Annotated in this window: 24 protein-coding genes, 1 tRNA gene and 1 pseudogene; 10 read left to right on the top strand and 16 right to left on the bottom strand. The window is 62.9% G+C overall.

The genetic code is table 11. From position 1 onward, the window contains the following. The first annotated feature begins 46 nt into the window (after positions 1-46). The gene (locus K1X15_RS08990) at positions 47-862 is read left to right on the top strand and encodes an ion channel (RefSeq protein ID WP_220307116.1); all 816 of its coding nucleotides are present in this window, start codon (positions 47-49) and stop codon (positions 860-862) included. A 5-nt stretch (positions 863-867) separates the two neighbouring features. Here K1X15_RS08990 and K1X15_RS08995 read toward each other — a convergent pair whose 3' ends face one another. From K1X15_RS08995 to K1X15_RS09010, 4 genes are read right to left on the bottom strand one after another with little or no spacing between them, the layout of a single operon-like run. Further along, the gene (locus K1X15_RS08995) at positions 868-3,582 is read right to left on the bottom strand and encodes a sensor histidine kinase (protein WP_220307117.1); all 2,715 of its coding nucleotides are present in this window, start codon (positions 3,580-3,582) and stop codon (positions 868-870) included. Next, a complete protein-coding gene (locus K1X15_RS09000) occupies positions 3,582-3,815 on the bottom strand; it encodes a hypothetical protein (RefSeq protein ID WP_220307118.1) in 234 nt (77 codons plus the stop codon). The genes K1X15_RS08995 and K1X15_RS09000 overlap by 1 nt, the downstream gene beginning before the upstream one ends. Further along, positions 3,799-4,182: a response regulator transcription factor gene (locus tag K1X15_RS09005; protein WP_220307119.1), complete on the bottom strand. Its 384-nt coding sequence runs from the start codon at positions 4,180-4,182 to the stop codon at positions 3,799-3,801. Before K1X15_RS09005 ends, K1X15_RS09000 begins: the two co-directional genes overlap by 17 nt. Positions 4,183-4,240: 58 nt before the next feature. After that, positions 4,241-5,869, bottom strand: a complete 1,629-nt coding sequence (locus tag K1X15_RS09010; protein WP_220307120.1) for a helix-turn-helix transcriptional regulator — start codon at positions 5,867-5,869, stop codon at positions 4,241-4,243. Positions 5,870-6,059: 190 nt separating this feature from the next. On the opposite strand from K1X15_RS09010, the gene K1X15_RS09015 reads away from it, so the two are divergent. The 5 genes from K1X15_RS09015 to K1X15_RS09035 all read left to right on the top strand — a co-directional run bounded on the left by K1X15_RS09015 (position 6,060) and on the right by K1X15_RS09035 (position 11,299). After that, positions 6,060-7,418: a substrate-binding protein gene (locus tag K1X15_RS09015; RefSeq protein ID WP_220307121.1), complete on the top strand. Its 1,359-nt coding sequence runs from the start codon at positions 6,060-6,062 to the stop codon at positions 7,416-7,418. A 162-nt stretch (positions 7,419-7,580) separates the two neighbouring features. Beyond that, complete coding sequence (locus K1X15_RS09020; protein WP_220307122.1) at positions 7,581-8,612, top strand: branched-chain amino acid ABC transporter permease; 1,032 nt, start codon at positions 7,581-7,583, stop codon at positions 8,610-8,612. Position 8,613: 1 nt separating this feature from the next. Next, positions 8,614-9,753: a branched-chain amino acid ABC transporter permease gene (locus tag K1X15_RS09025; protein WP_220307123.1), complete on the top strand. Its 1,140-nt coding sequence runs from the start codon at positions 8,614-8,616 to the stop codon at positions 9,751-9,753. An 11-nt stretch (positions 9,754-9,764) separates the two neighbouring features. Continuing rightward, positions 9,765-10,529, top strand: coding sequence for an ABC transporter ATP-binding protein (locus K1X15_RS09030; RefSeq protein ID WP_220307124.1), 765 nt, complete (start codon positions 9,765-9,767; stop codon positions 10,527-10,529). Positions 10,530-10,543: 14 nt separating this feature from the next. Then, complete coding sequence (locus tag K1X15_RS09035; RefSeq protein WP_240549754.1) at positions 10,544-11,299, top strand: ABC transporter ATP-binding protein; 756 nt, start codon at positions 10,544-10,546, stop codon at positions 11,297-11,299. A gap of 279 nt (positions 11,300-11,578) precedes the next feature. Here the strand turns inward: K1X15_RS09035 and K1X15_RS09040 are convergent, their stop codons facing one another. The 8 genes and pseudogenes from K1X15_RS09040 to K1X15_RS09075 form a co-directional block, all read right to left on the bottom strand. Further along, positions 11,579-12,349 (bottom strand): LamB/YcsF family protein, encoded by a 771-nt coding sequence (locus K1X15_RS09040; protein WP_220307126.1) that lies wholly within the window; start codon positions 12,347-12,349, stop codon positions 11,579-11,581. Beyond that, complete coding sequence (locus tag K1X15_RS09045) at positions 12,346-13,185, bottom strand: 5-oxoprolinase subunit C family protein (protein ID WP_220307127.1); 840 nt, start codon at positions 13,183-13,185, stop codon at positions 12,346-12,348. The genes K1X15_RS09040 and K1X15_RS09045 overlap by 4 nt, the downstream gene beginning before the upstream one ends. Before the next feature lie 59 nt (positions 13,186-13,244). Next, entirely contained in the window at positions 13,245-13,907 is a 663-nt protein-coding gene (locus K1X15_RS09050; protein ID WP_220307128.1) for a 5-oxoprolinase subunit B family protein, read from the bottom strand. 137 nt (positions 13,908-14,044) lie between these two features. Next, positions 14,045-14,221, bottom strand: coding sequence for a hypothetical protein (locus K1X15_RS09055; RefSeq protein WP_170926370.1), 177 nt, complete (start codon positions 14,219-14,221; stop codon positions 14,045-14,047). A gap of 200 nt (positions 14,222-14,421) precedes the next feature. Then, positions 14,422-14,658 carry a hypothetical protein gene (locus K1X15_RS09060; protein WP_220307129.1) on the bottom strand — a complete coding sequence of 79 codons (237 nt, stop codon included), beginning with the start codon at positions 14,656-14,658 and terminating at the stop codon, positions 14,422-14,424. Positions 14,659-14,677: 19 nt separating this feature from the next. Continuing rightward, positions 14,678-14,767: transfer RNA gene (locus tag K1X15_RS09065), tRNA-Ser, on the bottom strand. 76 nt (positions 14,768-14,843) lie between these two features. After that, entirely contained in the window at positions 14,844-15,821 is a 978-nt protein-coding gene (locus tag K1X15_RS09070; protein ID WP_220307130.1) for a quinone oxidoreductase family protein, read from the bottom strand. Positions 15,822-16,036: 215 nt separating this feature from the next. Further along, positions 16,037-16,756 (bottom strand): annotated as a pseudogene (locus K1X15_RS09075) (TerC family protein); the annotation flags it as partial. A 188-nt stretch (positions 16,757-16,944) separates the two neighbouring features. On the opposite strand from K1X15_RS09075, the gene K1X15_RS09080 reads away from it, so the two are divergent. From K1X15_RS09080 to K1X15_RS09090, 3 genes are read left to right on the top strand one after another with little or no spacing between them, the layout of a single operon-like run. Beyond that, positions 16,945-17,397, top strand: coding sequence for a YeeE/YedE family protein (locus K1X15_RS09080; RefSeq protein WP_220307132.1), 453 nt, complete (start codon positions 16,945-16,947; stop codon positions 17,395-17,397). Next, on the top strand, positions 17,397-17,870 hold the full coding sequence (locus K1X15_RS09085; protein ID WP_220307133.1) for a DUF6691 family protein: 474 nt from the start codon (positions 17,397-17,399) through the stop codon (positions 17,868-17,870). The genes K1X15_RS09080 and K1X15_RS09085 overlap by 1 nt, the downstream gene beginning before the upstream one ends. Then, entirely contained in the window at positions 17,867-19,027 is a 1,161-nt protein-coding gene (locus K1X15_RS09090; protein WP_220307134.1) for an FAD-dependent monooxygenase, read from the top strand. Before K1X15_RS09085 ends, K1X15_RS09090 begins: the two co-directional genes overlap by 4 nt. 60 nt (positions 19,028-19,087) lie before the next feature. Here K1X15_RS09090 and K1X15_RS09095 read toward each other — a convergent pair whose 3' ends face one another. From K1X15_RS09095 to K1X15_RS09110, 4 genes are all read right to left on the bottom strand, one after another. Beyond that, positions 19,088-19,816, bottom strand: a complete 729-nt coding sequence (locus K1X15_RS09095; protein WP_220307135.1) for an invasion associated locus B family protein — start codon at positions 19,814-19,816, stop codon at positions 19,088-19,090. Between the two features lie 145 nt (positions 19,817-19,961). After that, the gene (gene mfd, locus K1X15_RS09100; RefSeq protein ID WP_220307136.1) at positions 19,962-23,450 is read right to left on the bottom strand and encodes a transcription-repair coupling factor; all 3,489 of its coding nucleotides are present in this window, start codon (positions 23,448-23,450) and stop codon (positions 19,962-19,964) included. Beyond that, a complete protein-coding gene (locus tag K1X15_RS09105) occupies positions 23,447-23,737 on the bottom strand; it encodes an FAD assembly factor SdhE (RefSeq protein ID WP_220307137.1) in 291 nt (96 codons plus the stop codon). The genes mfd and K1X15_RS09105 overlap by 4 nt, the downstream gene beginning before the upstream one ends. Before the next feature lie 80 nt (positions 23,738-23,817). After that, positions 23,818-23,976 carry a hypothetical protein gene (locus K1X15_RS09110; protein WP_220307138.1) on the bottom strand — a complete coding sequence of 53 codons (159 nt, stop codon included), beginning with the start codon at positions 23,974-23,976 and terminating at the stop codon, positions 23,818-23,820. 147 nt (positions 23,977-24,123) lie between these two features. Between K1X15_RS09110 and recG the strand changes: the two genes are divergently transcribed. Beyond that, complete coding sequence (gene recG / locus K1X15_RS09115) at positions 24,124-26,232, top strand: ATP-dependent DNA helicase RecG (RefSeq protein WP_220307139.1); 2,109 nt, start codon at positions 24,124-24,126, stop codon at positions 26,230-26,232. The last annotated feature ends 3 nt before the right edge of the window (positions 26,233-26,235 follow it).

Here is a 26,235-nt window from a genome sequence, read left to right on the forward strand (position 1 = left end):
ATCGGCTTGGCTTGCCTATGCGGGACCGGCCGGGAAGTGAACAAGCGTGCCTGACACCCAGGATCCAGAAGCACCCGATGCCGCTCAGCGCGGCACGATCGACCGTCTCCGCTCAAAACTGCGGACTCTCTACCATGGGCAATCCGCCAAGGCCCTGCGCTTCCAGACGATTATCCTCGTGCTGGACCTGGCGATCATCGCCTTCTTCATTGCGACACCCCTTCTGCGCAATAGCGAGACCTTCCTCTGGATCGACTACTCCATCGCAGCGCTGTTGGCGCTCGACCTTCTCGCCCGCGGTTTGGCGGCGTCCCATCCCGCGCGCTGGCTGCGGCAACTGCCGGTCATCATCGACATCTTCATCCTGGTGACGCTGCTGGCCCCGACCTGGCTTTTCAACCTCGGCTTCCTGCGTATCCTGCGCTTGTGGACGCTGACCCGCACCAGCCTGGTCTGGCGCCCGCTGGAAAAGCGCGGACTGGGTGAGTACCGCGAAACCATACAGGCCGTCATCAATCTGCTGGTGTTCATCTTCGTGGTGACGGGCTTCGTCTATACCGCCTTCGCGCATCGCGAATCCGGCATTGCTGGCTATGTCGATGCGCTCTACTTCACCGTCACCACCATGACCACTACCGGCTTTGGCGACATCATCCTGCCGGGCACGTTCGGCAAGCTCACCGCGATTGTCGTCATGATTATCGGCATCTCGCTGTTTGTTCGATTGGCGCAGCTTATCTTCCGGCCGGCGAAGGTGACCTTCCCCTGCCCCCAATGCGGCCTCAAGCGGCATGATCCCGACGCCGTGCACTGCAAGGCCTGTGGGCACCTGCTCAACATTCCGGACGAGGGCGAAGGCTGACGCCCCTACCCCGCCATGGCCTGTTTGACCACGGGAAGGCGCACCCGGAAGCATGCGCCAGGCAGGGGTCCGGGCACCAGTTCAAGCGACCCGTTCATGCGTGCGATGATCTGCCGGCTGATGGCGAGCCCCAGACCGGCACCCCCCTGGTCCCCGCCTCCCTCGACACCACGCCAGAACTTCTCGAAGATAAGCTTGCGATCGGCCTTCGAGATACCCGGGCCATTGTCGGCGACATCAACGACAAATTGCCCCGCGCGGACGGTCGAGGTAACGCGCACCACCGGATCGTCCGCATCATTGTATTTGACCGCGTTCGAGATCAGGTTGATGAAAACCTGGCAGAGCCGGTCACCATCTCCCTCCACCATGGTCGTCTGCGCTCGCTCGCCGAATTCCACCCGCATGCCTTTCTGGCGCAGCAATGCGTCGCAGACGGCCACTGCGCGGTCGAGCGCGTCCTCGGCATCGACCGGCACGTTTTGCCAGTTGCGTTCGCCTCGCTCCAAGGCGCTGAGGTCCAGGATTTCGTCGAGCAACTTGGTCAGGCGCAGGCTCTCCTGATGAATGGTGGTGATGAACCGCTGCCGTTGGCTATCGTTGAGATCGCCCGGTTCCATGAGAATTTCCGAGAACGACCGAATGGAGGTCATCGGCGTGCGGACCTCATGACTGACCTGGCTCAGGAACTCATCCTTCTGGCTATCGAGTTCCCGAAGCTGCGCGTTGGCGTCCTCAAGCTTGCGTGCAGTAACCCTCAACTCGGCAGAGGTCTTTTCCAGCTCCTGGGAATATTCGATCACCTGCTGCGTCTCGTCGGCCATCTGCATCATTTCCTCGAGCGACACGTCGCCGCCGGCCACCACCTTTGAGAGCATGACATGGGCCGAGGCGGAACCGATCGACCCCGCGAGCTCCCGCTCCAGTCGGGAAATGAACTCCGGCGTCGGCTCTAGCAGTGCGGGCTCCACACCGCGCTCCTGAGCCGCCGCCTCGAACAGCGCAGCAGCACGCTTTTCCCCCATGACCCGCTCGGCCACGAAATAGAGATCATTGGCGGTCGCAGACCCAGGCACCAGCCCCCTGTGCTCGAAAGGACGCCGGCGGAAAACATCGACGAAAGCCGCCGCCTGTATGCGCTCAAGGGCAGACTGGTTCGATAGCAGCGAGCCGACGACCAGAAAGACGGTGTTGAGCAGCAGGCTCCAGAAGACCGAATGCACCAGCGGATCGAGGCCGTTCAGCCCGAACAGGTTCTGCGGCCGCAGGAATCCGACCCCCCAAGGCCCGGCCTCCATCACCGAATAGACCCAGGGACTGACAGTCTCGAAACTGGGCAGGAACATGGTCCAGGCCCAAACCACAAAGCCGACGCCGATACCCGCGGCGGCGCCCCGCTGCGATGCCTCACGCCAATAGAGGCCCGCCAGCACGGCCGGCAGGAACTGCGCCACACCGGCAAATGAAATCAACCCTATGGGGGCCAGGGCGTCGTCTTCGGTGAAGGTGAAGTAGAGAAATCCCAGCGTCAGGATCAGCGCGATGGACACCCGGCGGCTAAGCAACAGCAGGCGTCGTACGCCCTGACCGTCGCCCTGACCGACATTGGACGAGCGCAGGATGATGGGCATGATGATGTGGTTCGAAACCATGATCGACAGCGCGATCGAAGCCACGATGATCATTGAAGTAGCTGATGAAAAACCCCCGATAAAGGCAAGCAGCGCAATACCGGATTGCCCCGCGGAGAGGGGCAGCGTCAGCACGAACATATCCGGATTGGACCCTTCGGGCATCGCGGTCATGCCATAGAGGGCAATGGGCAAAGTAAAGACGCTCATCAGCAGCAAATAGGCCGGAAAGGCCCATCCCGCCGTCCGCAAATGGTCCTCGTTGGAGTTCTCGACCACCGTGATCTGGAACTGACGAGGCAGGCAGATGACCGCCGCCGCCGACAGCAGCGTCATGGCCACCCAGCGCGGTCCGAACGGATCCTGCTCGTAAATGGCTATGCCGGCGGCCTCGGCACCCCGGTACACCGCTTCGAAGCCGCCCCCGAGGCCGAAGGTTACGAATATGCCGACCGCGAGCAGTGCCGCCAGCTTCACCACCGCTTCAAAGGCAATGGCCGCGACCACGCCATGGTGCTGCTCCTTGGCATCGACATTGCGGGTGCCGAAAAGAATGGTGAAAAGGGCCATGCCGGCGGCAATGCCAAACGCCAGGGCACCGTCATCGACGCCGGCCAGGCTGCCCCTGGCGCCTTCTGACGAGGCGGCCACAGCTTGAATCGATGCCGTAATGGCCTTCAACTGCAGGGCGATATAGGGCGTAATTCCGATCACCGCGATCAGCGTCACCAGCACGGCAAGCCTGCTGGACTTGCCGTATCGGGATGACAGCAGATCGGCGATGGAAGTGATGGCCTGCATGCGTCCGATGCGCACCAGCTTGCGCAGGATGAACCACCATCCCACGAACACGATGGTGGGACCGAGATAGATCGTGAGGAACTCCAATCCTCCGCGTGCGGCGTTGCCGACTGCACCGTAAAAGGTCCAGCTGGTGCAATAGACCGAGATGGAGAGGGTGTAGACAGCCGGGGAACGAAGAAAGGACGATTGATTGGCGCGTGTATGCCGATCCCCGAAATAGGCCAGCACAAACAGCAGGCCGACATAGGCGATGGCAGTGGCGATGACGAAATCGGCCGAGAGCATCAGTCGTCCCTCTGGTGCCCGTCATCCTCAACGGCACGCGGAAGGTAGTGGGTCAGGATGGCCGTCCCGACCACCATGACGATCCATACGCCGAAGAGATAAAGCACGATTTGCGGCAGGCCGAAATGCAGCACCGGATGGTTGAAGATATAGACCAGGGGCGGCACGATCAGCAGGGCGCTGAAGACCGCAAACACCAGCACGCCGCTGGTCAGCTTACGCCGATCCGTCATTTTCGCCCAGCAACTGGCGCACAGCGCCCACCACTTCAGCGTTGGAGTAGGGCTTGGTCACGAAGCCGTCCGCGCCCAGTTCCTCGGCAATGCGCCGGTCCTGTTGCTGGCCCTTCGCTGTCAGGATCAGTACCGGCAGGTCCCGGGTTTCTTCGTCGGACCGCAACTGTTTCAGAACATCAAAGCCGCTGCGCCTCGGCAACATCACATCGAGCACAAGCACCCGCGGTCGGTTCCGCCGCACCCTTTCGAGCACCGCCTCACCATCCGTGACCGATTCGATGTTCCAGCCCGCGCGACGCAGGATGAAGTCCAGCGACTCCAGAATGCTTGGCTCATCTTCGGCGATCAGAACATCGACAGCCAAAATTCCCCCCGGATCGATCCGCGGTCTCCCCTCCGCGGATGCCGACACTAAATCGCAATCAGCCCCGCTCGCCAAGCGCAAATCCCTTGGGAACGAGTGCCGCGTGCAAATCCGACCGACCCGGCATCGGCGCAAGAGGCTCTTCCTGCCGGCTTGAACAGTCCGACCGCGTACACAATCGGCAGGTCGGCCCCACGCGAACGTCGGCGTCGGTATCGGCCAGGTTGAGACCCTGCGCATAGACTGTCTGGTCCGCGTGCAGAACATTGCAGGCCAGCATTACCGAGGCCATGACAGGTGGTTCGTTAAAAGCCGCGGCTCGACGTTGCACCGTACGGGCGACGAATAAATAGCGTGAGCCATCGGAAAACCGCACGACCTGCCGCAGCGGCATGTCTGGGGTGCGGAATGCACCGTAGATGGCCCAGAGGGGACATGCATGCCCCGAATATGGCAGGAGAAGTCCCGGCAGCGGAAAGTGCTTGGTCAGCCGACCAGCGGGGTCCGAGCGTAGAAACCCGAATGGAACCCCTTCTTGCCCAGGTCGCCGCAGGGACACGAGGCGGTGGGCCACCTGTTCATAGCTCGCATTATAGGCCTGCCGCAGCTGGTCAATGTCGTATTGCACGCCTACTGCCGCTTCGAGGAAGCTCGAATATGGGAATACCATGGCCCCGGCCAGGTAGGCCCCCAGGGCCCGACGGGCCAGCCGTTCCGCGGTGGGTGACGCCAACGCTGCCTTTTGCAGCTCCGCCTCGATGACATCGCCGGCGGCCACTTCACCATAGAGCCGGGCCAGCTGGAACTGCCGGGTCGCCAACGTCGTCGCTCCCTGGAGCCACATCGTCGCAATTTCGGGAACATAGCGATACTGGCCGGGATAGTCCGCTGCTCCACCGGGCGGCTTGCCACCAATCAGGATCTTGATGCCGAAGCGACGCTCCAAAATATCGCTCAGCGCGCGCAGGCCGAATGGCCCCTCCGCCTCGATATCCCCCCGCAATTGCAACGCCGCCTCTTCCAGCGCCGGGAAGTAATTGGCCTGCTCTACCAGCAGATCGTCGATCTCGCGCGCTGGAGAGATGCTGCGACGGCTGGCGCTCACATTCTCGAAGTGCCCGATCAGGTTCCGCGCGACCGCTCCCAGATTGCGCGTTTCACGGCCGATCGAGGATACGAAGCGTGCCCGCTCCGCTTCGGCAAGATCCGTCACGTCCTCGAGAATTTCCGCGCTCGAGCGAATGGCCGTCACCCCGGAAAGCACCTGGTGCAGCATTTGCCCAAGCAACGGATCGGATCGCAGACGATCCGCATATGCATCGGCATTGGCCACCGCATCCGAATAGGCCCGATGCAATCGCGCAAGAGCCGTCGCGCTGGCCGGATACTGCGCCACCAGTTGCCGACGCTCGTCAGGCTGAAAAGGCAGAGACTCAACCATGGGATCGGCATAGGCCTCTTCGAGGTCCTGCAGCAGCTTTTGCTCCGCCTGGCCGGTCAGGTCATCGATGTTGATGTTCAGATGCAGCGCGACACGCTGCAACAAGGCGCCGCCGACATCGCGCTTATTGTTCTCGATCAGGTTTAGATAGCTCGGCGAAATACCCACCAGGCGCGCGAGCGCTGCCTGGGAAATCCGCAGCGATTTCCGCCTGTTGCTGATGCGGAACCCGATTGGCGCGCGCATTCCGACCCTCCTCCCGGTCAGCCTCGTGTCAACGAATTTACATCATCACCACAAGAACAGATCAACTATTTACAAATTCCTTCAGTAATTACAATGGCCTATTGCTGTCATTTTCAATTATGACGAATACTGGGCAGGCGGTGAGCGATCGGCAATGTATCGATGGCCCCGCGCCATAAGGAGGAGATCGATGACACTTTTGAAGCGCGGGCTGACCCGCCGCAGGGTTCTGCAGACCGGCATGGCCGGCATTATCGGTTCGGGCGTCGCCCCCATGATGTTCACCCGGGGAGCCTGGGCGCAGGAGTTCTGCAACAACCCCACGGGTGACACCGTCACCCTCGGCCTGAACCTGCCCCTGACCGGCGCCTATGCCGAAGAAGGCGCAGACGAACAGAAGGCCTATGAACTCGCCATCGCCCACCTCAATGGTGAAGGGGATGGCGGGCTGATCAATGTGCTGACCCCGTCCGCCCTCAAGGGCAACGGCATTCTTGGCAAGAAGGTCGCTTATGTGACCTCCGACAGCCAGACCAAGTCGGACGTGGCCCGCGCTGGGGCCACCCGCATGATCGAACGCGATGGCGCCATCATGATCACCGGCGGTTCGTCCTCCGGCGAGGCTGTCGCCGTGCAGGGTCTCTGCCAGGAGATGGGTGTCATCTTCATGGCCGGCCTGACGCATTCCAATGACACCACCGGCAAGGATAAGCGACGCTACGGCTTCCGCCATTTCTTCAATGCCTATCAGTCCGGCGTGGCCCTCGGCCCGGTTCTGGCTGACGCCTATGGCACCGATCGGCGCGCCTACCACCTGACCGCCGACTACACCTGGGGCTGGACCCAGGAGGAGTCGATCAAGAACGCTACCGAGGCTCTTGGTTGGCAGACCGTGGAGGCCGTCCGCACGCCCCTGGGCGCTGGCGACTTCTCGCAGTTCCTCACACCAGTGCTGAACTCGGGCGCCGACGTCCTCATCCTCAACCACTACGGCAACGACATGGTGAACTCGCTGACCCAGGCGGTGCAGTTCGGCATGCGTGACCGCCAGGCGAATGGCAAGGATTTCCAGATCGTGGTCCCGCTGTTCTCCGAATTGATGGCCAAGGGTGCCGGCGAGAACATCAAAGGCATCTACGGTACGTCCAACTGGCACTGGAATCTCCAGGACCCCGGTTCGATCGCCTTCACCAAGTCGTTCGGCGCCGCCTATGGCTCCCCGCCGTCGCAGGCCGCACACACCTGCTACGTCCAGACCCTGCTCTATGCGGACGCGGTCGAGCGTGCCGGCACCTTCTATCCGCCCGAAGTCATCAAGGCGCTGGAAGGCTTCGAGTTCGACGGCATGGGCAATGGCCGCACTCTCTATCGCGCCGAGGACCACCAGTGCATGAAGTCCGTGCTAGTGGTGCAGGGCAATGACAACCCGACCAGCCAGTTCGACGTGCTCAACGTTGTCAAGGAAGTCGATCGCGACACGGTCAACTACGATCCGGCGATCTTCGGCGGCGAGTTGGGCCCGGCAGAGCCGGCACCGCTCTGCGGCTAACGCACTTCAGGGGCGAGGCGCAATCCTCGCCCCTTTCAGGCCAGCCAGCGCCCGGTGAGCCGGGCGCTCCCGGTTTTGCAATCGCATTTCTCGAGGTCTCCTGGGCCAGGAGTCGGCAAGTGCGCGATGATCCAGCGATCATCGCTCCCAGCGGAGCATCAAATGTTCGAAGTCATCTTTCTTCAGTTTCTCAACGGGCTCGACAAGGGTGCCGCCTATGCGTTGATCGCCCTGGGGCTGACCCTGGTGTTTGGCACGCTCGGCGTGGTCAATTTCGCCCACGGCGCCCTGTTCATGCTCGGCGCTTTCTGTGCGGTGATGTTCCGCCAGTTCCTCACCCTCGAGACGGTTACCATCGATCCCACCCAGCTCTCGCCTTGGGGTGCGCCGCTGGAAGTGCGCGAGCCGCTCGTTCAGGCTTGGTTCGGCGACTTCGGCGCCGTCCTGGTCAACTACTCAGTGCCGGTATCGATACTGATCACCATCCCCATCATGCTGCTGATCGGCATTGGGCTCGAGCGCGGCATCATCAAGCACTTCTACAAGCGCCCGCATGCCGAGCAGATCCTCGTGACCTTCGGCCTCGCCATTGTCGCCCAGGAAGTGATCAAGTCCGTTTTCGGCCCCAATCCCATCCCGCAGCCAATGCCGACCGACCTGCGCGGCGCCGCCGATCTGGGCGTGTGGATCGGCTTCCAGGCCAATGTCATCACCTATCCGCTCTGGCGCCTGATCTACTTCCTGTTCTCAGCGATCGTCATTGGTGGCGTGTTTGCCTTCCTGCAGTTCACCACCTTCGGCATGGTGGTCCGTGCAGGCATGGCAGATCGTGAGACCGTTGGCCTTCTGGGCATCAACATCGACCGCCGTTTCACCATTATGTTCGGCCTGGCTGCAGTCGTCGCCGGCATGGCGGGGGTCATGTACACCCCGTTGCTGCCACCCAATTATCACCTCGGCATGGACTTCCTTGTCCTCAGTTTCGTGGTCGTTGTCGTGGGCGGCATGGGCTCTCTGCCCGGCGCCGTCGCCGCGGGCTTCCTTCTGGGCATCCTGCAGTCCTTCGCGTCCATGACGCAGATCAAGGACATCATCCCCGGCATCGACCAGATCATCATCTATCTGGTGGCCGTGATCATTCTACTCGTTCGCCCGCGTGGTCTCTTGGGCCGCCGCGGCGTCATGGAGAGCTGACATGACCAATTTCATGTCCCGCAATGACCTCCTGCTGTTCCTGGGCTTTGCCATTGTCGTATTGGCCATGCCAATCTGGCTGGCCCCGTTCGGCGCTGGCTATCCCGACCTGCTGCAGCGTTTCATGATCTTCGGCATCTTCGCCGTGGGCTTCAATATCCTGTTCGGGCTGACCGGCTATCTCAGCTTCGGCCACGCGGCCTTCTTCGGCGTCGGCTCCTATGCTGCGGTGTGGTCGTTCAAGCTGCTGACCCTCGATGCCATCCCCGCAATGATTTTCGCCGTGATCATCTCGGGCCTGTTTGCCCTGATCATCGGTTTTCTTTCGCTGCGCCGCTCAGGCATCTATTTCTCGATCCTCACGCTCGCTTTCGCCCAGATGAGCTACAATCTCGCCTATTCGGTGCTCACCCCCATCACCAATGGGGAGACCGGCCTGCAGCTTACCTTGAGCGACCCACGTGTTCTTGACACGGCCCTGGGCCAGACGTTCGTTGGCCAGCCCGTTCCCACCCTGCTGGGTCAGCAGATGAGCGGCTATGCCGGCTTCTACTTCTGTGCCGGCTTCCTCATCCTCTCGTTCTTCTTTGCCCAGCGTATCGCCGGCTCACCCTTCGGCATGATGCTCAAGTCGATCAAGTCGAACCAGACGCGCATGCAGTTCACCGGCTTCAACACCCGCCCCTATGCCCTCTCCGCCTTCGTGATCTCTGGCATGTATGCAGGCCTGGCCGGCGCCCTTCTGGCGGTTACCGACCCGCTGGCCGGTGCCGAACGCATGCAGTGGACGGCATCGGGCGAAGTGGTACTCATGACCATCTTGGGTGGCGTGGGAACGCTGGTTGGCCCCGTGATCGGCGCCTGGATCATCAAGTACTTCGAAAACATCCTTTCCGCACTCAACGACAATATCCTCGCCCAGTTCTGGAGCTTCCTGCCAGAGGGCTTTGCCGACGTGGTGGTCAAAGTCACAAGCAAGTTCGTTGGCGATGGCTGGCACCTCACCCTCGGCCTGGTGTTCGTGATCATCGTCATCTTCCTGCCCGGCGGCATCATGGAAGGGGTTAGACGGCTGGCCGCTGTCGCCCGCCCGTCCGGCCCGCCGGGCGCCAAGTCCAAGCAACCTCAGCCTGCTGAATAGGGACAGACAAAATGTCGACATCCAATGTTGTCCTGCACGTTGCGGACGTTCACAAGCGGTTCGGGGGCCTGCATGCCTTGGCCGATATCGATCTCCAGGTCGAAGAAGGCCAGACGCACGCGATTATCGGTCCGAATGGCGCCGGCAAATCCACCTTGCTTAATGTCATCATCGGCAAGCTCGCTCCATCCAGCGGTCAGGTGGTGTTCGACGGAGCGATCCTGACCGGTCGCAAGCCTTTCGAAATCAACCAGCTCGGCATTGCCCGCGTCTTCCAGACGCCGGAAATCTTCGCCGACCTATCGGTCCTGCACAACGTGATGATCCCGGCCTTCGCAAAGCGCGACGGGGCCTTCACGCTCAACATGCTGCGCTCGCTCGACAGCGAAACCACCATCCGCCAGGAAGCGGAGCACATGCTTGAGGATGTGGGCATGCTCAATCGTCGCGACATGCACGCCGGCAGCCTCAGCCGTGGCGACAAGCGCCGCATGGAACTGGCCATGTGCCTGATCCAGCATCCGCGCCTGCTGCTGCTGGACGAGCCGACCGCCGGCATGAGCCGGCATGACACCAACACCACGATCGACCTGCTGAAAAAGATCAAGAGCCGCGGCATGACCAAGGTCATCATCGAACACGACATGCATGTGGTGTTCTCGCTCGCCGACAAGATTTCCGTGCTCGCGCAGGGCCGCATCATAGCCGACGGAACGCCCGATGACGTACGCGGCAATCCCAAGGTCCAGGAAGCCTATCTCGGGGGGACTCACTGATGAGTTCGGTTGCCATGCAGACTGAAACCACCATAGGCGCACATGCCGCAGAGCTGGAGACGACCCGGCCGTTCTTCTCGGTCCGGGACATGCACGCCTATTACGGCGAAAGCTACATCGTGCAGGGCGTGTCCCTGGACATCCGCAAGGGCGAAATCCTGGCCCTGCTGGGCCGCAACGGCGCCGGCAAGACCTCCACCCTGCGCACCATCGCCCGGCTCGATAACCCGCAGATGCGACAGGGCGAAATCTGGTTGGACAACCAGCCGGTGCATGACATGAAAAGCTTCGAGGCGGCCCGCGCAGGCATCCAGCTGGTGCCCGAGGACAGGCGGATCATCCAGGGACTGACCGTCGAGGAGAACATCACTCTGGCCAAAGTGGCGCCCGGCAATGGATGGAGCCTCGAACAGATCTACGAAAGCTTCCCGCGCCTCGCCGAGCGCCGCACCCAGGAGGGCGTTACCCTGTCCGGCGGGGAACAGCAGATGTTGGCCATCGCCCGCGCCCTCGCCCGCGATTTGAAGCTGCTTCTGCTTGATGAGCCCTATGAAGGCCTGGCGCCGGTGATCGTGCATGAAATCGAGCGCATCCTTCACTCGATCAAGCCGATGGGCATCACCACCATCATCGTCGAACAGAATGCCGTGGCGGCCCTGAAACTGGCAGACCGCGCCGTCATCCTCGATACCGGCGAGGTCGCCTTCACCGGCACCGCCAAGGAAGTGCTCGACAACGCAGAGCTGCGGCACGAATACCTGGCGATCTGAGTTAGCCTCCGCGGTTGGGACGCAAAGGCTGCCCAACTCGCGGGAGCCGCCCCCCACCGCAGCGGCCCGGGAAAGGGAAAATACGAACTCGGCCTGAAAGGGCCGCTACAAATACCCTGGGTCCTTTGGGTTTCAAGGCATGTTGCCGATCTCACCCTCTCCCCCCTGAAGGTCCCAGGGTACTTTCGAATGGTGGCGAGAGAGTCGTAGGCTCGTCGCAACCCCAAGGCCAGCAGATCGGCGTCACGACATGCGCGGGCAGATCGAGGGGCCCGCGGATCAGACCGGTGCCGCCCCGTCTACCTCTGGTGCGTTCGGCGCAATCGTGATCCCGTCTCCCTCCAGCGCTTCGCGCACTTCACGCGCCAGGTCCACCGCCCCGGGCGTATCGCCATGCAGGCAAATCGACCGCGCCGCCGACTTCAACACCGTTCCATCAATCGCTACGATTTCGCCGGCATGCGCCAGCCGCAGACAACGCTCAATGACAACCTCCGGGTCGTGGATCACGGCGCCTTCTTCGGATCGTGGGACCAACAGCCCTTCGCCGGTATAGGCTCGGTCTGCATAGGCCTCACGTATCAGTGGCAACCCGACTGCCTTTGCCGCCCGCACCTGCTGGCTATTGTCGAGTGCGAGCACCGCCATATGCGGATCCATCGCCTGGATGGCCGCAAAGATTCCGACCGCGAAGGCCAGCTCTTCCGCTGTCTGATTGGCAAGCGCCCCATGCAGTTTCACATAGGCCAGCGGTACCTCGACCTCATCGGCAATGTGCCGGACCAGGAACAGCTGCCCCCTGATCTGCCCCAGAAGCTGGTCGAGCGGCATCACCAGGCGGAACCGGCCGAACCGCTTGGGATCGACATAACCGGGATGGGCGCCTGCGCGAACGCCTCTGGCCTTGCATATCCTCAGGATCCGCCGGATCGTGGCGGCGTCACCCGCATGGCCCCCGCAGGCGATCGAGGCGCTCGAGACGATGTGCAGCAAGTCGTCGTCCGTGCCCATCCCTTCGCCGAGATCAGCATTGAGGTCGATACTGGTCATGGGTGCCCGCTCCGCAACACTTGGTGCGCATGGTCCACGCTCACGGGGACAAAGGCAACGGGGTCGCCGGAGCGCAGCTGCGCGAATCGATCAAAGTCGGCCGATATCACCGTCGCAATGCGCGGATAGCCGCCTGTCGGCTGATGATCGCGCATGAGGACAATGGGAGTTCCGTCCCCAAGTATCTGGATATCCCCCGGCAGGATCGGGTCGGACACCAACGAAAGAATGCTCGATCCGGCGAAAACCTTGTCCTCGTCGGCCAGTCGCACCCCCATACGGTCCATCATCGGCGTCACCCGAAAGCGCGCGGCAACGAAAGCCTGGCGCACCCGCGGCGCGAAAAGTTCGGCGTGAATGCCCCAGATAAAGCGGACCGGACCGTCCGCCCTTCCCGCCGGAACAACCGCCTCCGGCGTTCCCTCTGGATAAGAGAACTCCAGGACATCTCCTGTCGTCAAAGCCCGGCCGGAGAGACCGCCCAACCGCGCGCGCGTGCTGGTGGACTGGCTTCCCATCACCTGCGGCACATCCAGCTCGGGCCCGAAGCGCACATAGCCATAATTTCCCGATGGCCCCGGGGTAACCGAAACCACATCCCCCGCCTTCACCACCGTGCCACCAGGCCAGTCCAGTACTGTACCATTGACCCGGACCGTGAACGCTCCGCCGGCCCAGCCGAGCCGCATGCCGCCGCGCTCCACGGTAAAATCCATGCCGGCACGGGTTAGCTCGATGCCCGCCTCGCCAGCCGCGCCTGCCAATCGACCGGCGATCGCATGTGCTGACCGGTCCATTGCACCGGACGCACTGATGCCATGTGTCAGGACACCCATGCGCCCCTGGTCCTGGATTGTACACATGGGCCCGGCGCGATCGATCCGAATACGGGGGGTCATCGCACCTCCTCAAAGCGGATTTCGTCGCCAGCATGCACCAGCGTCGGCGGATCGTTCTCGGGCAGGAAGTTCCTGAACGGGGTACTGCCGATCACGTGCCAACCGGTCGGAATTTCGGTGGCGGCAATGGCCGTCTGCCCGGCAGCGAACAGCACGCTGCCGGCAGGCACATTCGCCCTGACGCTGGTGCGGCGCGGCACAATCAGCCTCGTGGGATGAAAGCCGCAATAGATGAAGCCCGGCGCAAAGCCAGTCGTCAGCACCCGTAGCGGGCGCGCATTGTGCTCCAGGATGAATTCAGGAATGGAGAGGCCGAGTTCAGTGGCTACATCGCTGAGGTCCGGCCCATCGAACCGTATATGAACCACTTGGAGCTTCGGCCTATCCGCGAGAGCACCCTGCCCGATGCGAAGGGCGATTTCGCCACCCAGCCGCGTCGGGGAAATTGCCTCGAAATCATAGCGAAGGAGCACCGAAACCAGGCTCGGCACGACCTCCAGCACGCCATGGATAGGATCCTCCTGCAACCGCGCGAACAGCAATAGCGCGGCCCGATTGGCGCTATCGTCAAGGCGATCACCGAACCGCACCAGCAGCGCGCCGTCACCCAGCGGCATGATGACCGGCCTCGGCAGTCGGCCGTCCCACAACTCGCTCATTCTGGCTCCCATCCGGCTCCCTGAGGAACGCAGTCCTTCAGATCGGACCGCGTTCCGTCAAGCCGTCAGTTGCCGGTATGGAACCGGTCGGGCGCCCAGAGCGGCGCTACAGGAATGGAAAGCCGATGGTTGGCGGATCAGTTGGGGTCGCGACCCTCCTGTTCAACAACCGCCTCGAACAGGGTGCGGGCCTGCCCGGCACCGATGGCCTCGATGGCCACGGCCGCGATGGCAGCAAACAGCTCCGCGATTTCCTGGGGATCGGTGATTTCGGCGTCGTCTTCTTCGGCGTCGGCGTTGATCAGGGTGAACATGAGGAACGCGCCTCCACTACGGAGCGGGATGCGGACGTAGGATACGGATTCCGCAGAAGCCCGCGACCACAATAGTCTGGAACCAGACTGGCTCCAGACGAGCCTACGAGAAACAGTGTGCGGCGATTCCTGTTACCGTTTAAATAACGGAATGTCTCATCGCGGGCCAGAACCACGCTTGTCCCATGTGGCAGGAGGGCTTACTCTTCGCCCGCTTCCAATTGATCGAGATAGGATTCGATGTCGTCCAGCGATGCCGAGAACGGCTTGGGGACATCGCCATAGACGATCCGAAAGCTCTCATCGTCGCGCAGCGCGTGGCCCCCGGGTTGTCCCAGCACCTTGATCTTTTCGGCGGTGAGTATGGTCAGGCCGTGGCGCGCGGCCACCCGTTTCATGCGCCGCATGCGCGAAGCGTCAAATTCCTTGCGGCTCATCTGGGATGCCTCATTGAAATGGCGGGCAGGGAGGGATTCGAACCCCCGGAAGGCTTGCACCTTCGCCGGTTTTCAAGACCGGAGCAATCAACCGCTCTGCCACCTGCCCGCTAGCCCTGCCTTTAGCGGCGACGGGGAAAAGTGTCCAGCCCCACCGATAGCGCGGGCCGGCAAAGGCCGAACTTTCAGCCCTGAGGCAGCAGCACCACCGATCCGGTCGTTTCTCGCCCCTCAAGCGCGCGATGGGCCTCGGCCGCCTCGGCCAAGGCATAGGTCCGGCCGATCTCGACCTTGATGTCGCCGGAGAGCACAGCTCCGAACAACGCTTCCGCTCCTTCGAGCAGTTGTTCCCGCTGCGGAAAATAGTGCGTACCTGTCGGGCGCGTCACATAGAGCGAACCTTTGCGCGCGAGTATGCCCAGATCCGGCACGCTCACCACGCCGGAGGCGTTGCCAAAGCTCGCCAGGAGGCCTCGCGGCCGCAGACAGTCCAGGGACCCTTCGAAGGTTGCCTTGCCGACCCCGTCATAGACCACATCGACGCCCCTGCCCTCGGTGAATTCCCTCACTAGTGTCGGGAAATCCTCGATACTGTAGTCGATAACATGGTGGCAGCCGTGATCGAGCGCCTTCTGCACCTTTTCGGGGCCGCCGGCGGTGCCGATGACCGTGGCGCCAAGCGCCCGTGCCCACTGCGTTGCAATCAACCCCGTGCCGCCAGCCGCTGCGTGCCACAGGATCGATTCGCCCTTCTGCACGGGCCAGGTCTTGAAAAGCAGATAATACGCCGTCAGCCCCTTGAGCAGGATGGCCGCCGCCGTCTGGTCATCTATGCCGTCGGGAATGGGCACCAGCTTCTGCACAGGCGCCAGGCGCTCCTCCGCATAGGCGCCGGGCGTCCCCTGGTAGCACACACGATCGCCGACCCTGACCTCGGTCACGCCCTCGCCCACCGCAGTTACCACGCCGGCAGCCTCATTGCCGGCCACGAATGGCAGCGGCAATGGGTAGAGCCCCGAGCGCTGATATGTGTCGATGAAATTGAGACCGATGGCAGTCTGGCGCACGCGCGCCTGTCCGGGCCCGGGCGCGCCGACATCCCAATCCTCGACCGAAAGGGCCTCGGGGCCACCAACGGCATGCACGGCGACGACGCGGGTCATTTCGGGGCCTTCGGCTTGCGTGGGGCAGATTTGGGCCGCGCTTGCGATCGGCTCGCCGGGCCTGACCTGGGGCGCGATCTGCCCGGGCTTGCCGCCGGCGCGGGAGTAGGTGCGGATTTGCCCCCCAGCGCCGCAATCGCGGCCTCCGACGACACCGAACCGGTATCTCCGGTAAAGGGCGTGAACTCGGCCTTGTGCGCCTTGGCCCCAGCCAGCCGCAGTTTGCGGTTCTTGGCAAAGATGTTGACGGCCTCGACCAGCACCGAGAACGCCATGGCCGAATAGATATAGCCCTTGGGAATGTGGAAGCCGAGGCCGTCGGCCACCAGCGTCACGCCGATCAGCAGCAGGAAGGCCAGGGCCAGCATCTTGGTCGTGGGGTGATCGGCCACGAACTTGGCGATCGGCCCCGAGGCGAAGAACATCACCGCCACTGCCACCAGTACCGCTGCGATCATCACGATCACCTGGTCGGCCGGAACCATGCCGACCGCTGTGATGATCGAATCGATGGAAAACACCATGTCGATCAGCACGATCTGAACCAGAATGGCTTGCAGGCTCGCTTTGGCCGCCTCGACCAGCCCCACCTCATGCGGCTCTTCGATGGCGGCATGCATTTCGTGCGTCGCCTTGTAGACGAGGAAGCCGCCACCCGCGATCAGGATGATGTCCTTCCATGAGAAGCCATGCCCGAACGCCTCGAACACGGGCTCCTTGAGCTGCACGATCACGCTGATCAGCAGGAGCAGGATGATGCGGAACACCAGCGCCAGGCCGATGCCGAGCTTGCGGGCGAACTCGGCCTGCTCCCGCGGCAGCCGCGACACCAGCACGGAAATGAACACGATATTGTCGATGCCCAGCACGATCTCCATGACCGTCAGGGTGGCAAAGGCAATCCACACATTCGGATCAGCCAGCAGTTCAAGCATCGAGCGCTCCGTTCTACGAGTCGGCGGGTTGGGACAATCTAGAGAGGCTATGCTGTGCGGTGAAGGGCGCGCATGCAGTTTTTCCGCCCCTGCGTCAACAAAGCGAATGACCTTCTTTCCGCGGCGCTGGTATCGCCTCGATGCCCGGTGCTAGGCTGAGGTTTCGTTCTGTTTGCGAGTTCAAGTCCATGGAATCCTTCTCTCCCCTCACCGCCGCCTTGGGAGGCATTCTGATTGGCCTGGCCTCGGCCGTATTATGGCTAGGCAATGGTCGCATTGCCGGCATCTCTGGTATCTTCGGTCAATTGCTGCCGCCGGCGCAGACGGTCGTCTGGCGACTGGTGTTCCTGGTGGCCCTGGTGGCGGCCACTGCCTTGACCGCGCTTGCCTTCCCGCAGATCGGGGTTGGGGGAGTGGAACCTGCCCAGCTTGCAGCGCCACCCGCGGCGTGGTCCGTTCCCACGCCCATCTGGCTGATCGCCGCGGGCCTGCTGACCGGCTTCGGCACCAAGATCGGCAATGGCTGCACATCCGGCCACGGCGTTTGTGGTTTGGCGCGACTGTCATTCCGCTCGCTGGTGGCGGTTGCCGTCTTCTTTTCCGTGGCCATTCTGACGGTCACTCTTACAGGAATAGTCTGATGGCTGTGCTTCGCCTGCCCTACCTCGCCACGGCCGCAGTCAGCGGCGCCCTGTTCGGCGCTGGCCTCTACGTTTCGCAGATGGTCGACCCGCTCAAGGTGCTGCGCTTTCTCGATTTCACCGCCATTCCTTCTGGCGGCTGGGACCCGAGCCTGGCCTTCGTCATCGTCCCCGCCATTCTGGTCATGTTCGTTGCCGTGAGAATTGGCCGCGGTCGATCCGCTCCGCTGTTCGACAAGGAGTTCCACGAGCCAGAATACAGGAAGATTGACAGGCGTCTGGTCGGAGGTGCTGCGCTATTCGGCATCGGCTGGGGCATGTCGGGCATTTGCCCCGGTCCCGCTGTCTCACTGATCGCCTTCCAGCCGGATGGCCTGTGGATTTTCCTTGCCGCCATGTTCGCCGGCTCTCTGGCGGGTAGCGCTATCCTTCCCACTGGCCATCAGCGCCGCCTTGCGGATGCTGCCTCATGAACCAGGACGCCGATGTCATCGTCACGGGCGGAGGGTTGGCCGGACTGGCGGCGGCCGTCAGTCTGGCTCGCGCGGGCCTGTCCGTCATCCACCTGGCCCCGGCAGCGCCGCCAGACCGGCGCACTTCGGCCCTGATGATGCCCAGTGTCGAATTCCTCCGCAGAACGGGGCTCATCGGCGACCCCGCTGAAATCGGAGAGGCGCTGGTCGCCATCCGGATCATCGACGCCACGCCGCGGCTGATCCGGGCACCCGAAACGCTGTTCGACGCCCGCGAGATTGGCCTCCCCGCGTTTGGCTGGAACTTCGCCAATGCACGCTTGCTTGCGCTGTTCCATTCTGCCGCCCCTGATAGCGGCCTCGACACGCGTAACCTTGCTGTCACTGATTATCGGCGGGAAGGCGATCTCGGAACAGTCACCCTCGAAGATGGTACGCGCCTGCGGGCGCCCCTGGTGGTCGGCGCCGACGGCAAGAAGTCTCTTATCCGCGCAGCGGCCGGCATCACGCCCCGCGAACACCGGTTCGACGAGGCGGCCCTGGTATGTGACCTCGAGCTCGATCGTTCTGTTGGCGGCACCTCGATCGAGTTCCACTATCCCCACGGCCCCTTCACGCTTGTCCCCGCCGGCGGCAACCGGGCCAACCTGGTCTGGATCGATGAAGAACACCTGCTCCGCCAGGTTCAGGCGGAAGGACCCGAAGCATTGCGCGCCGCGTTGCTGGAGCGCTCTCAAAGGCTGTTCGGCAATATTTCGCTGGCCTCGCCCAGCTTTGTCTTTCCCCTGTCGACGCTCACCGTCGACACCGCCGGCCGGGATGGGGTCGCCCTGGTTGGGGAATCCGCCCATGCCTTTCCGCCGATCGGCGCACAGGGTCTGAACCTGGGCCTTCGGGACGTGGCGGACCTGCTGGCGGCGGTAGAGGCCACCGACAGGAGCGCCCCCGACTGGGGCATCGCAGCCAGCGCCGAATATGCTCGACGCCGATCAGGCGACCTCGCCCGCACTGGCGGCATGGTGGATACGCTATTCCGATCGCTGCTCGCCGGCATGATCCCCAGCCAGGCATTGCGGGCCGGGGGTCTCTGGGCGCTCAAGCTGTTGCCGCCCCTGCGCCGACAGGCTTTCGCCCTGGGCATGGGTGCGCACGACTAGCCTGAGACAAAAAGAAAGGGCGCGGTTTCCCGCGCCCTTCTCGAATTCGTTTCGGCCCGACTATTGAGCCGGCGCTTCCTCGGCCGGAGCATTTTCCGGCGCCGGCGCGGCACCTTCTTCACCCGACAGCTCCTGGCGAAGTTGCTCGGCACGGTCCTGCAACACCTGCTCAAGCGCGTTCTGTCCCGATTCCTGCTGCTGCAGCTGCTCGAAGGTCAGTGCGGCATCGCTATCATAGGTGGCGGTGAAGCCGGCCAGGTCGATCTCGATGGCCAGGTCCTGGTTCTGCCGGTTCTTGGCGGTCAGCGTCAGCTTGTTCCCGGCCTTGAGCGAGTTGATGTACTGCTCGTTGATCACCAGCTGGGTCGAGCAGGACTGCTGGTCGCACAGCATGTAGGGCACGCGGATGGGCTTGGAATTGTCGATCTGCCAGGTCAGGCCGAAGGGCAGCAATACCCCAAGCGGCACGGCGGCAACGGCAAGCAGGCGGCTTTCCTGGCCGGGATCGTCCCGCAGCAGGAACGAGCCGAGGAACTGGCCATTGGCCAGGATGACCTGGCGCATGAGGCAGGCCTTCTGCCCGTCGGGGAGCGGATCGCAAACCTTAAGCCAGTTCTGCGATGCCAGGTCATCGACGGCGGCAGCGACCTCTTCGGTCGCATTGCCCTCCGCCGGCGCTTCAGCAGCGGGCGCATCGGTCGAGGTCGCGTCCTGCGCAAATGCAGACAGCGGGGACAGCATGAGTGCGGCCACCGCGATTCCGGCGACGAGGGGTTTCCTGAAGATCATAGAATATCCTTGCCTTCCTTGGCGGTCCCGGCGGTTCCACACCGCCTTGAAATTCGAACTGCCCTTCAAGGGCGCAAATCGGGCAATAACATGACCGATAGCCCTTGCCAAAACATTATGCGCGGGCGTGGTAACCGGGGCACGCTCAGACCCCGGTTTCTGCCAGTTTTGCGAGCTTTGAGAGGATTGCCGCTGCCCCCTTGAGACGCTGTTCGGCCGTGGGCCAATTGCGCGCGAACACGAGTTTCTGATCGGGCTTGATGCGCACCTGGTTGGAAAGATCGCTCACCATCCGCACCAGCCCTGCGGGATTGGGGAATTCGTTGTTCCGCAGGGTAATGACAGCCCCCTTGGGGCCGGCATCGACCTTCTCGACATTGGCCTGCCGGCAGAGCGATTTAACCAGGATCACCTTGAGTAGCGCCTCGACCTCCTCGGGCAGTGGTCCGAACCGATCGATCAGCTCCGCGCCAGCGGCGTCGATGTCGCGGATATCGGTGAGGTCGCCCAGCTTGCGATAGAGCTGCATGCGCAACTGAAGGTCAGGCACATAGTGCTCGGGAATCATCACCGGCATGCCCAGCGAGATCTGCGGGCTCCACTCGTTGCGGTCCTCGTACTCTTCCTCGCCCGATTTGAGGTTGGCAACCGCCTCCTCCAGCATGGCCTGGTAGAGTTCGTAGCCCACTTCGCGGATATGGCCCGACTGCTCGTCGCCCAGCAGATTGCCGGCGCCGCGAATGTCGAGATCGTGGCTGGCGAGCTGGAAGCCCGCCCCCAGGCTCTCGAGTGATTGCAGCACACCCAGCCGCCGCTCGGCCGTATCGGTCAGCTTGCGGTCCGGCGGCACCGTGAACAGCGCATAGGCACGCTGCTTGGCCCGACCAATGCGGCCGCGGATCTGATAGAGCTGCGCCAGCCCGAACTGGTCCGCGCGATGCACGATCAGCGTATTGGCGTTCGGAATGTCGAGGCCGGATTCAACGATGGTCGTCGCCAGCAACACGTCGAACTTGTTGTCGTAGAAGGCATTCATGATGTCGTCGAGTTCACCCGGCGGCATCTGGCCATTGGCAACCACGAATGACACTTCCGGCACCTGCTGCCGCAAGAACTCGGCAATGTCCGGTTGGTCCTTGATCCGCGGCACGACGTAGAAGCTTTGTCCGCCACGATATTTTTCGCGCAACAGCGCCTCGCGGATCGAGAGCGGGTCAAACGGCGAAATGAAGGTTCGGATCGCCAGTCGATCCACCGGCGGCGTCGCCAGCAGTGACAGATCCCGCACCCCAGTCAGCGCCAGCTGCAGTGTGCGCGGGATCGGCGTCGCCGTCAGCGTCAGCACATGCACATTGGCCTTAAGTTCTTTCAGGCGCTCCTTGTGACCCACGCCGAAATGCTGCTCCTCGTCGATGATCAGCAGCCCCAGATCCTTGAACTTGATGGATTTGCTCAGCAGGGCATGCGTGCCCACCACAATGTCCACCTGCCCGTCGGCCAGCCCGTCCTTGGTGGCCTTGAGCTCATTGGCGGGTACCATGCGCGAAGCATGGCGCACCCGCACGGGCAGCCCCTGGAAGCGCTCAGAGAACGTCTTGAAGTGCTGCCGCGCCAGCAGCGTCGTCGGCACGACAACCGCCACCTGCTTGCCGCTGAGCGCCACGGCGAAGGCCGCTCGCAGCGCCACTTCGGTCTTGCCAAAGCCCACGTCACCGCAGACGAGCCGATCCATGACCTTGCCCGAGGAAATGTCGTCGAAGACCGCCTCGATGGCATTCAATTGGTCCTCGGTTTCTTCATAGGGGAAGCGCGCCGCGAACTCGTCATAAGCGCCGGCATTGATATCCACCACATCGGCCTTGGTCAGCAGGCGCTGTGCCGCCAGCTTGATGAGCTGCTCCGCCATCTCGCGGATGCGCTTCTTGAGCTTACCCTTCTTGGCCTGCCAGGCGACACCGCCCAGCTTGTCCAGCGCCACGGACGCATCGTCCGAGCCATAGCGGGTCAGCAGTTCGATGTTTTCGACCGGCAGATAGAGCTTGGTGTCGCCGGCATATTGCAGCTCGACGCATTCATGTGGCGCCCCGCCCGCCTCGATCACCTTGAGCCCGATGAACCGGCCAATGCCGTGGTCGACATGCACGACAAGGTCGCCGGCAGAAAGGCTCGCTGCCTCCGTCAGGGCGTCCGAGGCCTTCTTCTTGCGCTGCGGCCTGAGGATGCGCTCGCCCAGAATGTCCTGTTCGGACAGAACGAGCAGATACTTGGTCTCGAACCCGGTCTCGAGTGGCAACACGACCAGTGACGTCGTCGCGGCACTCGTGGTCTCCGCATCGCGCCAGTTTTCGGCCAGGCGCGGATTGGTGAGGCCATGGTCCTTGAGAACCTGGGCCATGCGATCGCGCGTCCCCGCGCTCCAACAGGCGATGATGGCCCGGCGACCATTGCGACGCTCCGCCAGCAATCTGTCCACGACCGCCTGGAACAGGTTGACGTCCGATGCCGCACGCTCGGCGGCAAAGCTGGGTGCGATATGCCCGCCCGCATCGTCGCTACCGTCCGCAGTGGGCGAAAGAAATTGCGAGAACTGGATGACCGAGGCACCGGCAAGCGCCGTCGGCGTGGCGTCCAGGTCATAAAGCAGTTCCGGCCTGATGGGCTTATAGGGTGCCCCCGCCCCGGCAACCTTCGGCGCCAGGCGCGCAGCCTCTCGCGCCTCGTAGTAATCTCGCACCTGTTCGGCGCGTTCGACAAAGGCCTCGCCCACCTGGTCGTCGAACACGAATGGCGCATCGCCCACATAGTCCGCCAGCCGGTCCATGTGATCGTAGAAGAACGGCAGCCAGTGCTCCGTGCCCGAATATCGGGAGCCGCCGCTCACGGATGCATAGAGCGTATCGTCAACGGTATTGCCGCCGAACGCAGCGGTGTAATTCTGCCGGAACCGCCGGATGGTTTCTTCATTGAGCACCACTTCGCTCATCGGCGTCAGGTCGATGCGCTTGAGCGTGCCGGTCGTGCGCTGGCTGTCCGGATCGAAAGTTCGGATCGATTCGAGCTGGCTGCCGAAAAAGTCGAACCGCAGCGGGGCATCCGAGCCGGCCGGGAAAAGGTCGACCAGTCCGCCGCGCACGGCGAACTCTCCGCTCTCGCGCACCGTCGGCACCCGCAAATAGCCGTTGTTTGCAGCCCAGGCGATCAGCTTGTCGCTATCCACCATCCGGCCGACCGCAGCCGAAAAGCTCATGGTCTCGACCAGGTCGCGCGGGGGCAGCTTCTGGATCAGCGCATTGACCGCAGTCAGTACCACCGCACCCTTGGCCCCACTGGTCAGCGCCGCCAGCGCGTTCATCCGCGCGGCAATGGTCACCGTGTTTGGCGAAACCCGGTCATAGGGCAGGCAGTCCCAGGCTGGCAGCGTGAGGATGGTGTGGCCCGGCAGAATCGCCCCCAGCACCTCTGCCATGCGCTGCATGCGCCGCCCGTCCCGCGCCACAAAGACGAGGCTCGCCGCGTCGTCTGGCGCGTCTTTGAGACGTCGCTCGACCAGTTGCGCCAGCACCATGGGCTGCATGCCGTCCGGCACATTGGAAATTGTGCGGAGCGACGGTTTCACGCCGGACATTTCGTTCATTTTCCGACCCGGGCCTGATGGTCGGCGATCACCAGGTCGAGAAACACCCGATCGACATGCGCCGGTGGCTCCTCCTGGCGCATCACCCATTTGAGCAAGGGCGGGTCTTCCTCATTCATCAGCGCTTCGAGCCGGTCGAGTTCGGGGGCGCCATAGCCCTCGATATTGGCATCGGCGAACGGCCCCAGAATCAGGTCCATCTCCTTGGTGCCTCGATGCCAGGCGCGGTACCGCAGGCGCTTGCGCCGAATAGCAATGTCTTCACCGGCCGCCATTTGGACACCCATGATTGCAATTTGTTCTCGATTTGGACATGTCTCTTACGCGGAACGATGGGCTTTGTCAGCCCTTGAGAGCGGTCCGCGAACTAGGCAATCAGGGTCATGAAAAGCCAGATCAAGGCGATCACGGGCACCCAGGCGAGGACCCCAAGCAAGACGACAACCAGAAGACGCCGTCCCGCCAGCCAGCTTACGACGGCTTGTGGAATACCGATTGCCAGCAAAAAGGTGTAGACGCGGTCCATGATGCCTCCTGAACCGCATAAGTCGACCTCCGGCTTAACTTGTTCTTGTCCTAGAACAAGAAATTGTAGCTATTTTCCCTTGTTCCCCATTGTCCACACCCAAGGGGGCTAAACGCCCGATCCTTGAATTTCTTGCCAGGTTGAACCGTGTCGCGTCCGCAAGACCTAGAGCCACTTTTCGCTTCCCTGCACGCCATCAAGGGTGTGGGCGACAAGCTGGCCGCGCTCCTCACCCGCTTTTTTGGAGCGCCCGAAGGACAGGAGGCGATCGTTCTCGACGTGCTGATGCACATGCCCTCGGGCGTGGTCGATCGGCGCCGCCAGGTGGGCATTGCCGAAGCCTATCTCAACCAGGTCGTGACCCTGCGCCTGCATATCGACCGCCACCAACCACCGCCCCGAGGCAAGCCGCACGTGCCCCACCGCGTCTTCGCCCATGACGAAACGGGCGAGATCCAGCTGGTCTTCTTCCGCGCCCAAGGGGGCTGGGTCGAGCGCGCCCTGCCTGTCGGGGAAGAGCGTTTTGTCTCCGGGCAGATCGGCTTTTTCAATGGCGAGAAGCAGATCACCCACCCCGACTACGTGGTCGAGGTCGACAAGTTCGCAACACTCCCGCTGGTTGAGCCTGTCTATCCGCTGACCAACGGCCTGAGCTCCAAGGCGCTGGCAAAGCTCGTTCGGCAGGCGGTTGCTGCAGTGCCTGCGCTGCCCGAATGGATTGCTCCGGAAACACTCGTCATGCGCAACTGGCCGAGCTTTCCAGCCGCGATGCGCATGGTTCACTTGCCGGAAAACCCGGACCAGGCTCAACTCTGGTCTCCGGCCCGCCAGCGTCTGGCTTATGATGAATATCTGGCCGGCCAGATCACCCTGCAGCTCGTCCGCTCCAGCATGGTCTCCGCCCGCGGCGTCGCCCGCGCCTTCACCGGCGAAATCACCACGCGCCTGGCTGCCGCCCTGCCCTTCGCCCTGACCGACGGGCAGCAGCAGGCCCTTTCCGAAATCCGCGCCGATCTCTCGGCGCCCGACCGCATGTCCCGCCTGCTGCAGGGGGATGTCGGCTCGGGCAAGACTGTCGTGGCACTCATGGCCATGGCCGCCATGGCTGAAAGCGGCGCACAGTCAGCCCTGATGGCGCCGACCGAACTGCTGGCCTCCCAGCATTTCCGGACCATCCAGCCCCTCTGCGAGGCGGCAGGCCTCCGTTGCGCCCTGCTGACCGGCAAGATGCCTGCTGCCGAACGCCGCACCATACTGGCCGGCATCGCCGATGGCACCATCACCATAGCCGTGGGCACGCACGCGCTGTTCCAATCCGACATTGCTTTCAAGGACCTTGGCCTGACGGTTGTCGATGAACAGCATCGCTTCGGCGTACATCAGCGCCTCGCTCTGTCCGGCAAGGGTCGCCACACCGATCTTCTCGTCATGACCGCCACGCCTATTCCCCGAACGCTCGTCCTCACCCATTTCGGCGACATGGCCGTCAGCGTGCTTCGGGAAAAGCCGCGCGGGCGACAGCCCATCGATACCGCGGTCCTCTCGATCAACGACTATGGCCGCGTTGTCTCGCGTCTGCAGGCTCGGCTGGCCGAAGGGGCTCAGGCCTATTGGGTGTGCCCACTGGTCGAGGAAAGCGAAACCCTGGAAGTCGTCAGCGCCGAAGACCGCTTTACCGAACTGAAAAAGGTCTTTGGCGACCAGGTTGCACTGGTCCATGGCCGCATGTCGGCCGCCGCCAAGCAGGAAGTCATGTCCCGCTTCAAGGCCAACGAGATCAAGCTACTGGTCGCCACCACCGTCATCGAGGTGGGGGTCGACGTGCCCAATGCCACTATCATGATCATCGAACATGCAGAGCGCTTCGGTCTCGCCCAGTTGCATCAGTTGCGCGGCCGCGTGGGGCGTGGCTCGCAGCGCTCTGCCTGCCTGTTGCTCTACAAGGAGCCCTTGTCAGAAACCGCTCAGGCGCGGCTCGACACCATCAAGTCCACCGAAGACGGTTTCGAGATCGCCGAGCGCGATCTCGAACTGCGCGGCCAGGGCGACGTTCTGGGGACGCGCCAGTCCGGAATGCCCGGCTATCGCCTGGCCGTGCCCGATGTGCATCGCCACCTGCTCGAATTCGCCCACGACGATGCAAAGGCCCTGATGGAGCGCAATCCCGGCCTCACCGGCCCGGAGGGCGAGGCCGCCCGCACCCTGCTCTACCTGTTCCGAAAGGACCTCGCGATCCCGCTGATCAGGGCGGGTTGAGCC

This window comes from Devosia salina, from assembly GCF_019504385.1.
Taxonomy (GTDB): Bacteria; Pseudomonadota; Alphaproteobacteria; order Rhizobiales; family Devosiaceae; genus Devosia; species Devosia salina.

Excerpts from the sequence above, each read along its gene's own strand:
- K1X15_RS09090 (WP_220307134.1), top strand. The coding sequence starts at position 17,867 with ATGAACCAGGACGCCGATGTCATCGTCACGGGCGGAGGGTTGGCCGGA.
- K1X15_RS09010 (WP_220307120.1), bottom strand. The coding sequence starts at position 5,869 with ATGCGCGCGCCAATCGGGTTCCGCATCAGCAACAGGCGGAAATCGCTG.
- K1X15_RS09070 (WP_220307130.1), bottom strand. The coding sequence starts at position 15,821 with ATGACCCGCGTCGTCGCCGTGCATGCCGTTGGTGGCCCCGAGGCCCTT.
- K1X15_RS09050 (WP_220307128.1), bottom strand. The coding sequence starts at position 13,907 with ATGAGCGAGTTGTGGGACGGCCGACTGCCGAGGCCGGTCATCATGCCG.
- K1X15_RS09045 (WP_220307127.1), bottom strand. The coding sequence starts at position 13,185 with ATGGGTGTCCTGACACATGGCATCAGTGCGTCCGGTGCAATGGACCGG.
- K1X15_RS09080 (WP_220307132.1), top strand. The coding sequence starts at position 16,945 with ATGGAATCCTTCTCTCCCCTCACCGCCGCCTTGGGAGGCATTCTGATT.
- K1X15_RS09095 (WP_220307135.1), bottom strand. The coding sequence starts at position 19,816 with ATGATCTTCAGGAAACCCCTCGTCGCCGGAATCGCGGTGGCCGCACTC.
- K1X15_RS09040 (WP_220307126.1), bottom strand. The coding sequence starts at position 12,349 with ATGACCAGTATCGACCTCAATGCTGATCTCGGCGAAGGGATGGGCACG.
- K1X15_RS09085 (WP_220307133.1), top strand. The coding sequence starts at position 17,397 with ATGGCTGTGCTTCGCCTGCCCTACCTCGCCACGGCCGCAGTCAGCGGC.
- K1X15_RS08995 (WP_220307117.1), bottom strand. The coding sequence starts at position 3,582 with ATGCTCTCGGCCGATTTCGTCATCGCCACTGCCATCGCCTATGTCGGC.
- mfd (WP_220307136.1), bottom strand. The coding sequence starts at position 23,450 with ATGAACGAAATGTCCGGCGTGAAACCGTCGCTCCGCACAATTTCCAAT.
- K1X15_RS09000 (WP_220307118.1), bottom strand. The coding sequence starts at position 3,815 with ATGACGGATCGGCGTAAGCTGACCAGCGGCGTGCTGGTGTTTGCGGTC.
- K1X15_RS09020 (WP_220307122.1), top strand. The coding sequence starts at position 7,581 with ATGTTCGAAGTCATCTTTCTTCAGTTTCTCAACGGGCTCGACAAGGGT.
- K1X15_RS09025 (WP_220307123.1), top strand. The coding sequence starts at position 8,614 with ATGACCAATTTCATGTCCCGCAATGACCTCCTGCTGTTCCTGGGCTTT.
- K1X15_RS09110 (WP_220307138.1), bottom strand. The coding sequence starts at position 23,976 with ATGGACCGCGTCTACACCTTTTTGCTGGCAATCGGTATTCCACAAGCC.
- K1X15_RS09030 (WP_220307124.1), top strand. The coding sequence starts at position 9,765 with ATGTCGACATCCAATGTTGTCCTGCACGTTGCGGACGTTCACAAGCGG.
- K1X15_RS09105 (WP_220307137.1), bottom strand. The coding sequence starts at position 23,737 with ATGGGTGTCCAAATGGCGGCCGGTGAAGACATTGCTATTCGGCGCAAG.
- K1X15_RS09060 (WP_220307129.1), bottom strand. The coding sequence starts at position 14,658 with ATGAGCCGCAAGGAATTTGACGCTTCGCGCATGCGGCGCATGAAACGG.
- K1X15_RS09035 (WP_240549754.1), top strand. The coding sequence starts at position 10,544 with ATGCAGACTGAAACCACCATAGGCGCACATGCCGCAGAGCTGGAGACG.
- K1X15_RS09015 (WP_220307121.1), top strand. The coding sequence starts at position 6,060 with ATGACACTTTTGAAGCGCGGGCTGACCCGCCGCAGGGTTCTGCAGACC.
- K1X15_RS09055 (WP_170926370.1), bottom strand. The coding sequence starts at position 14,221 with ATGTTCACCCTGATCAACGCCGACGCCGAAGAAGACGACGCCGAAATC.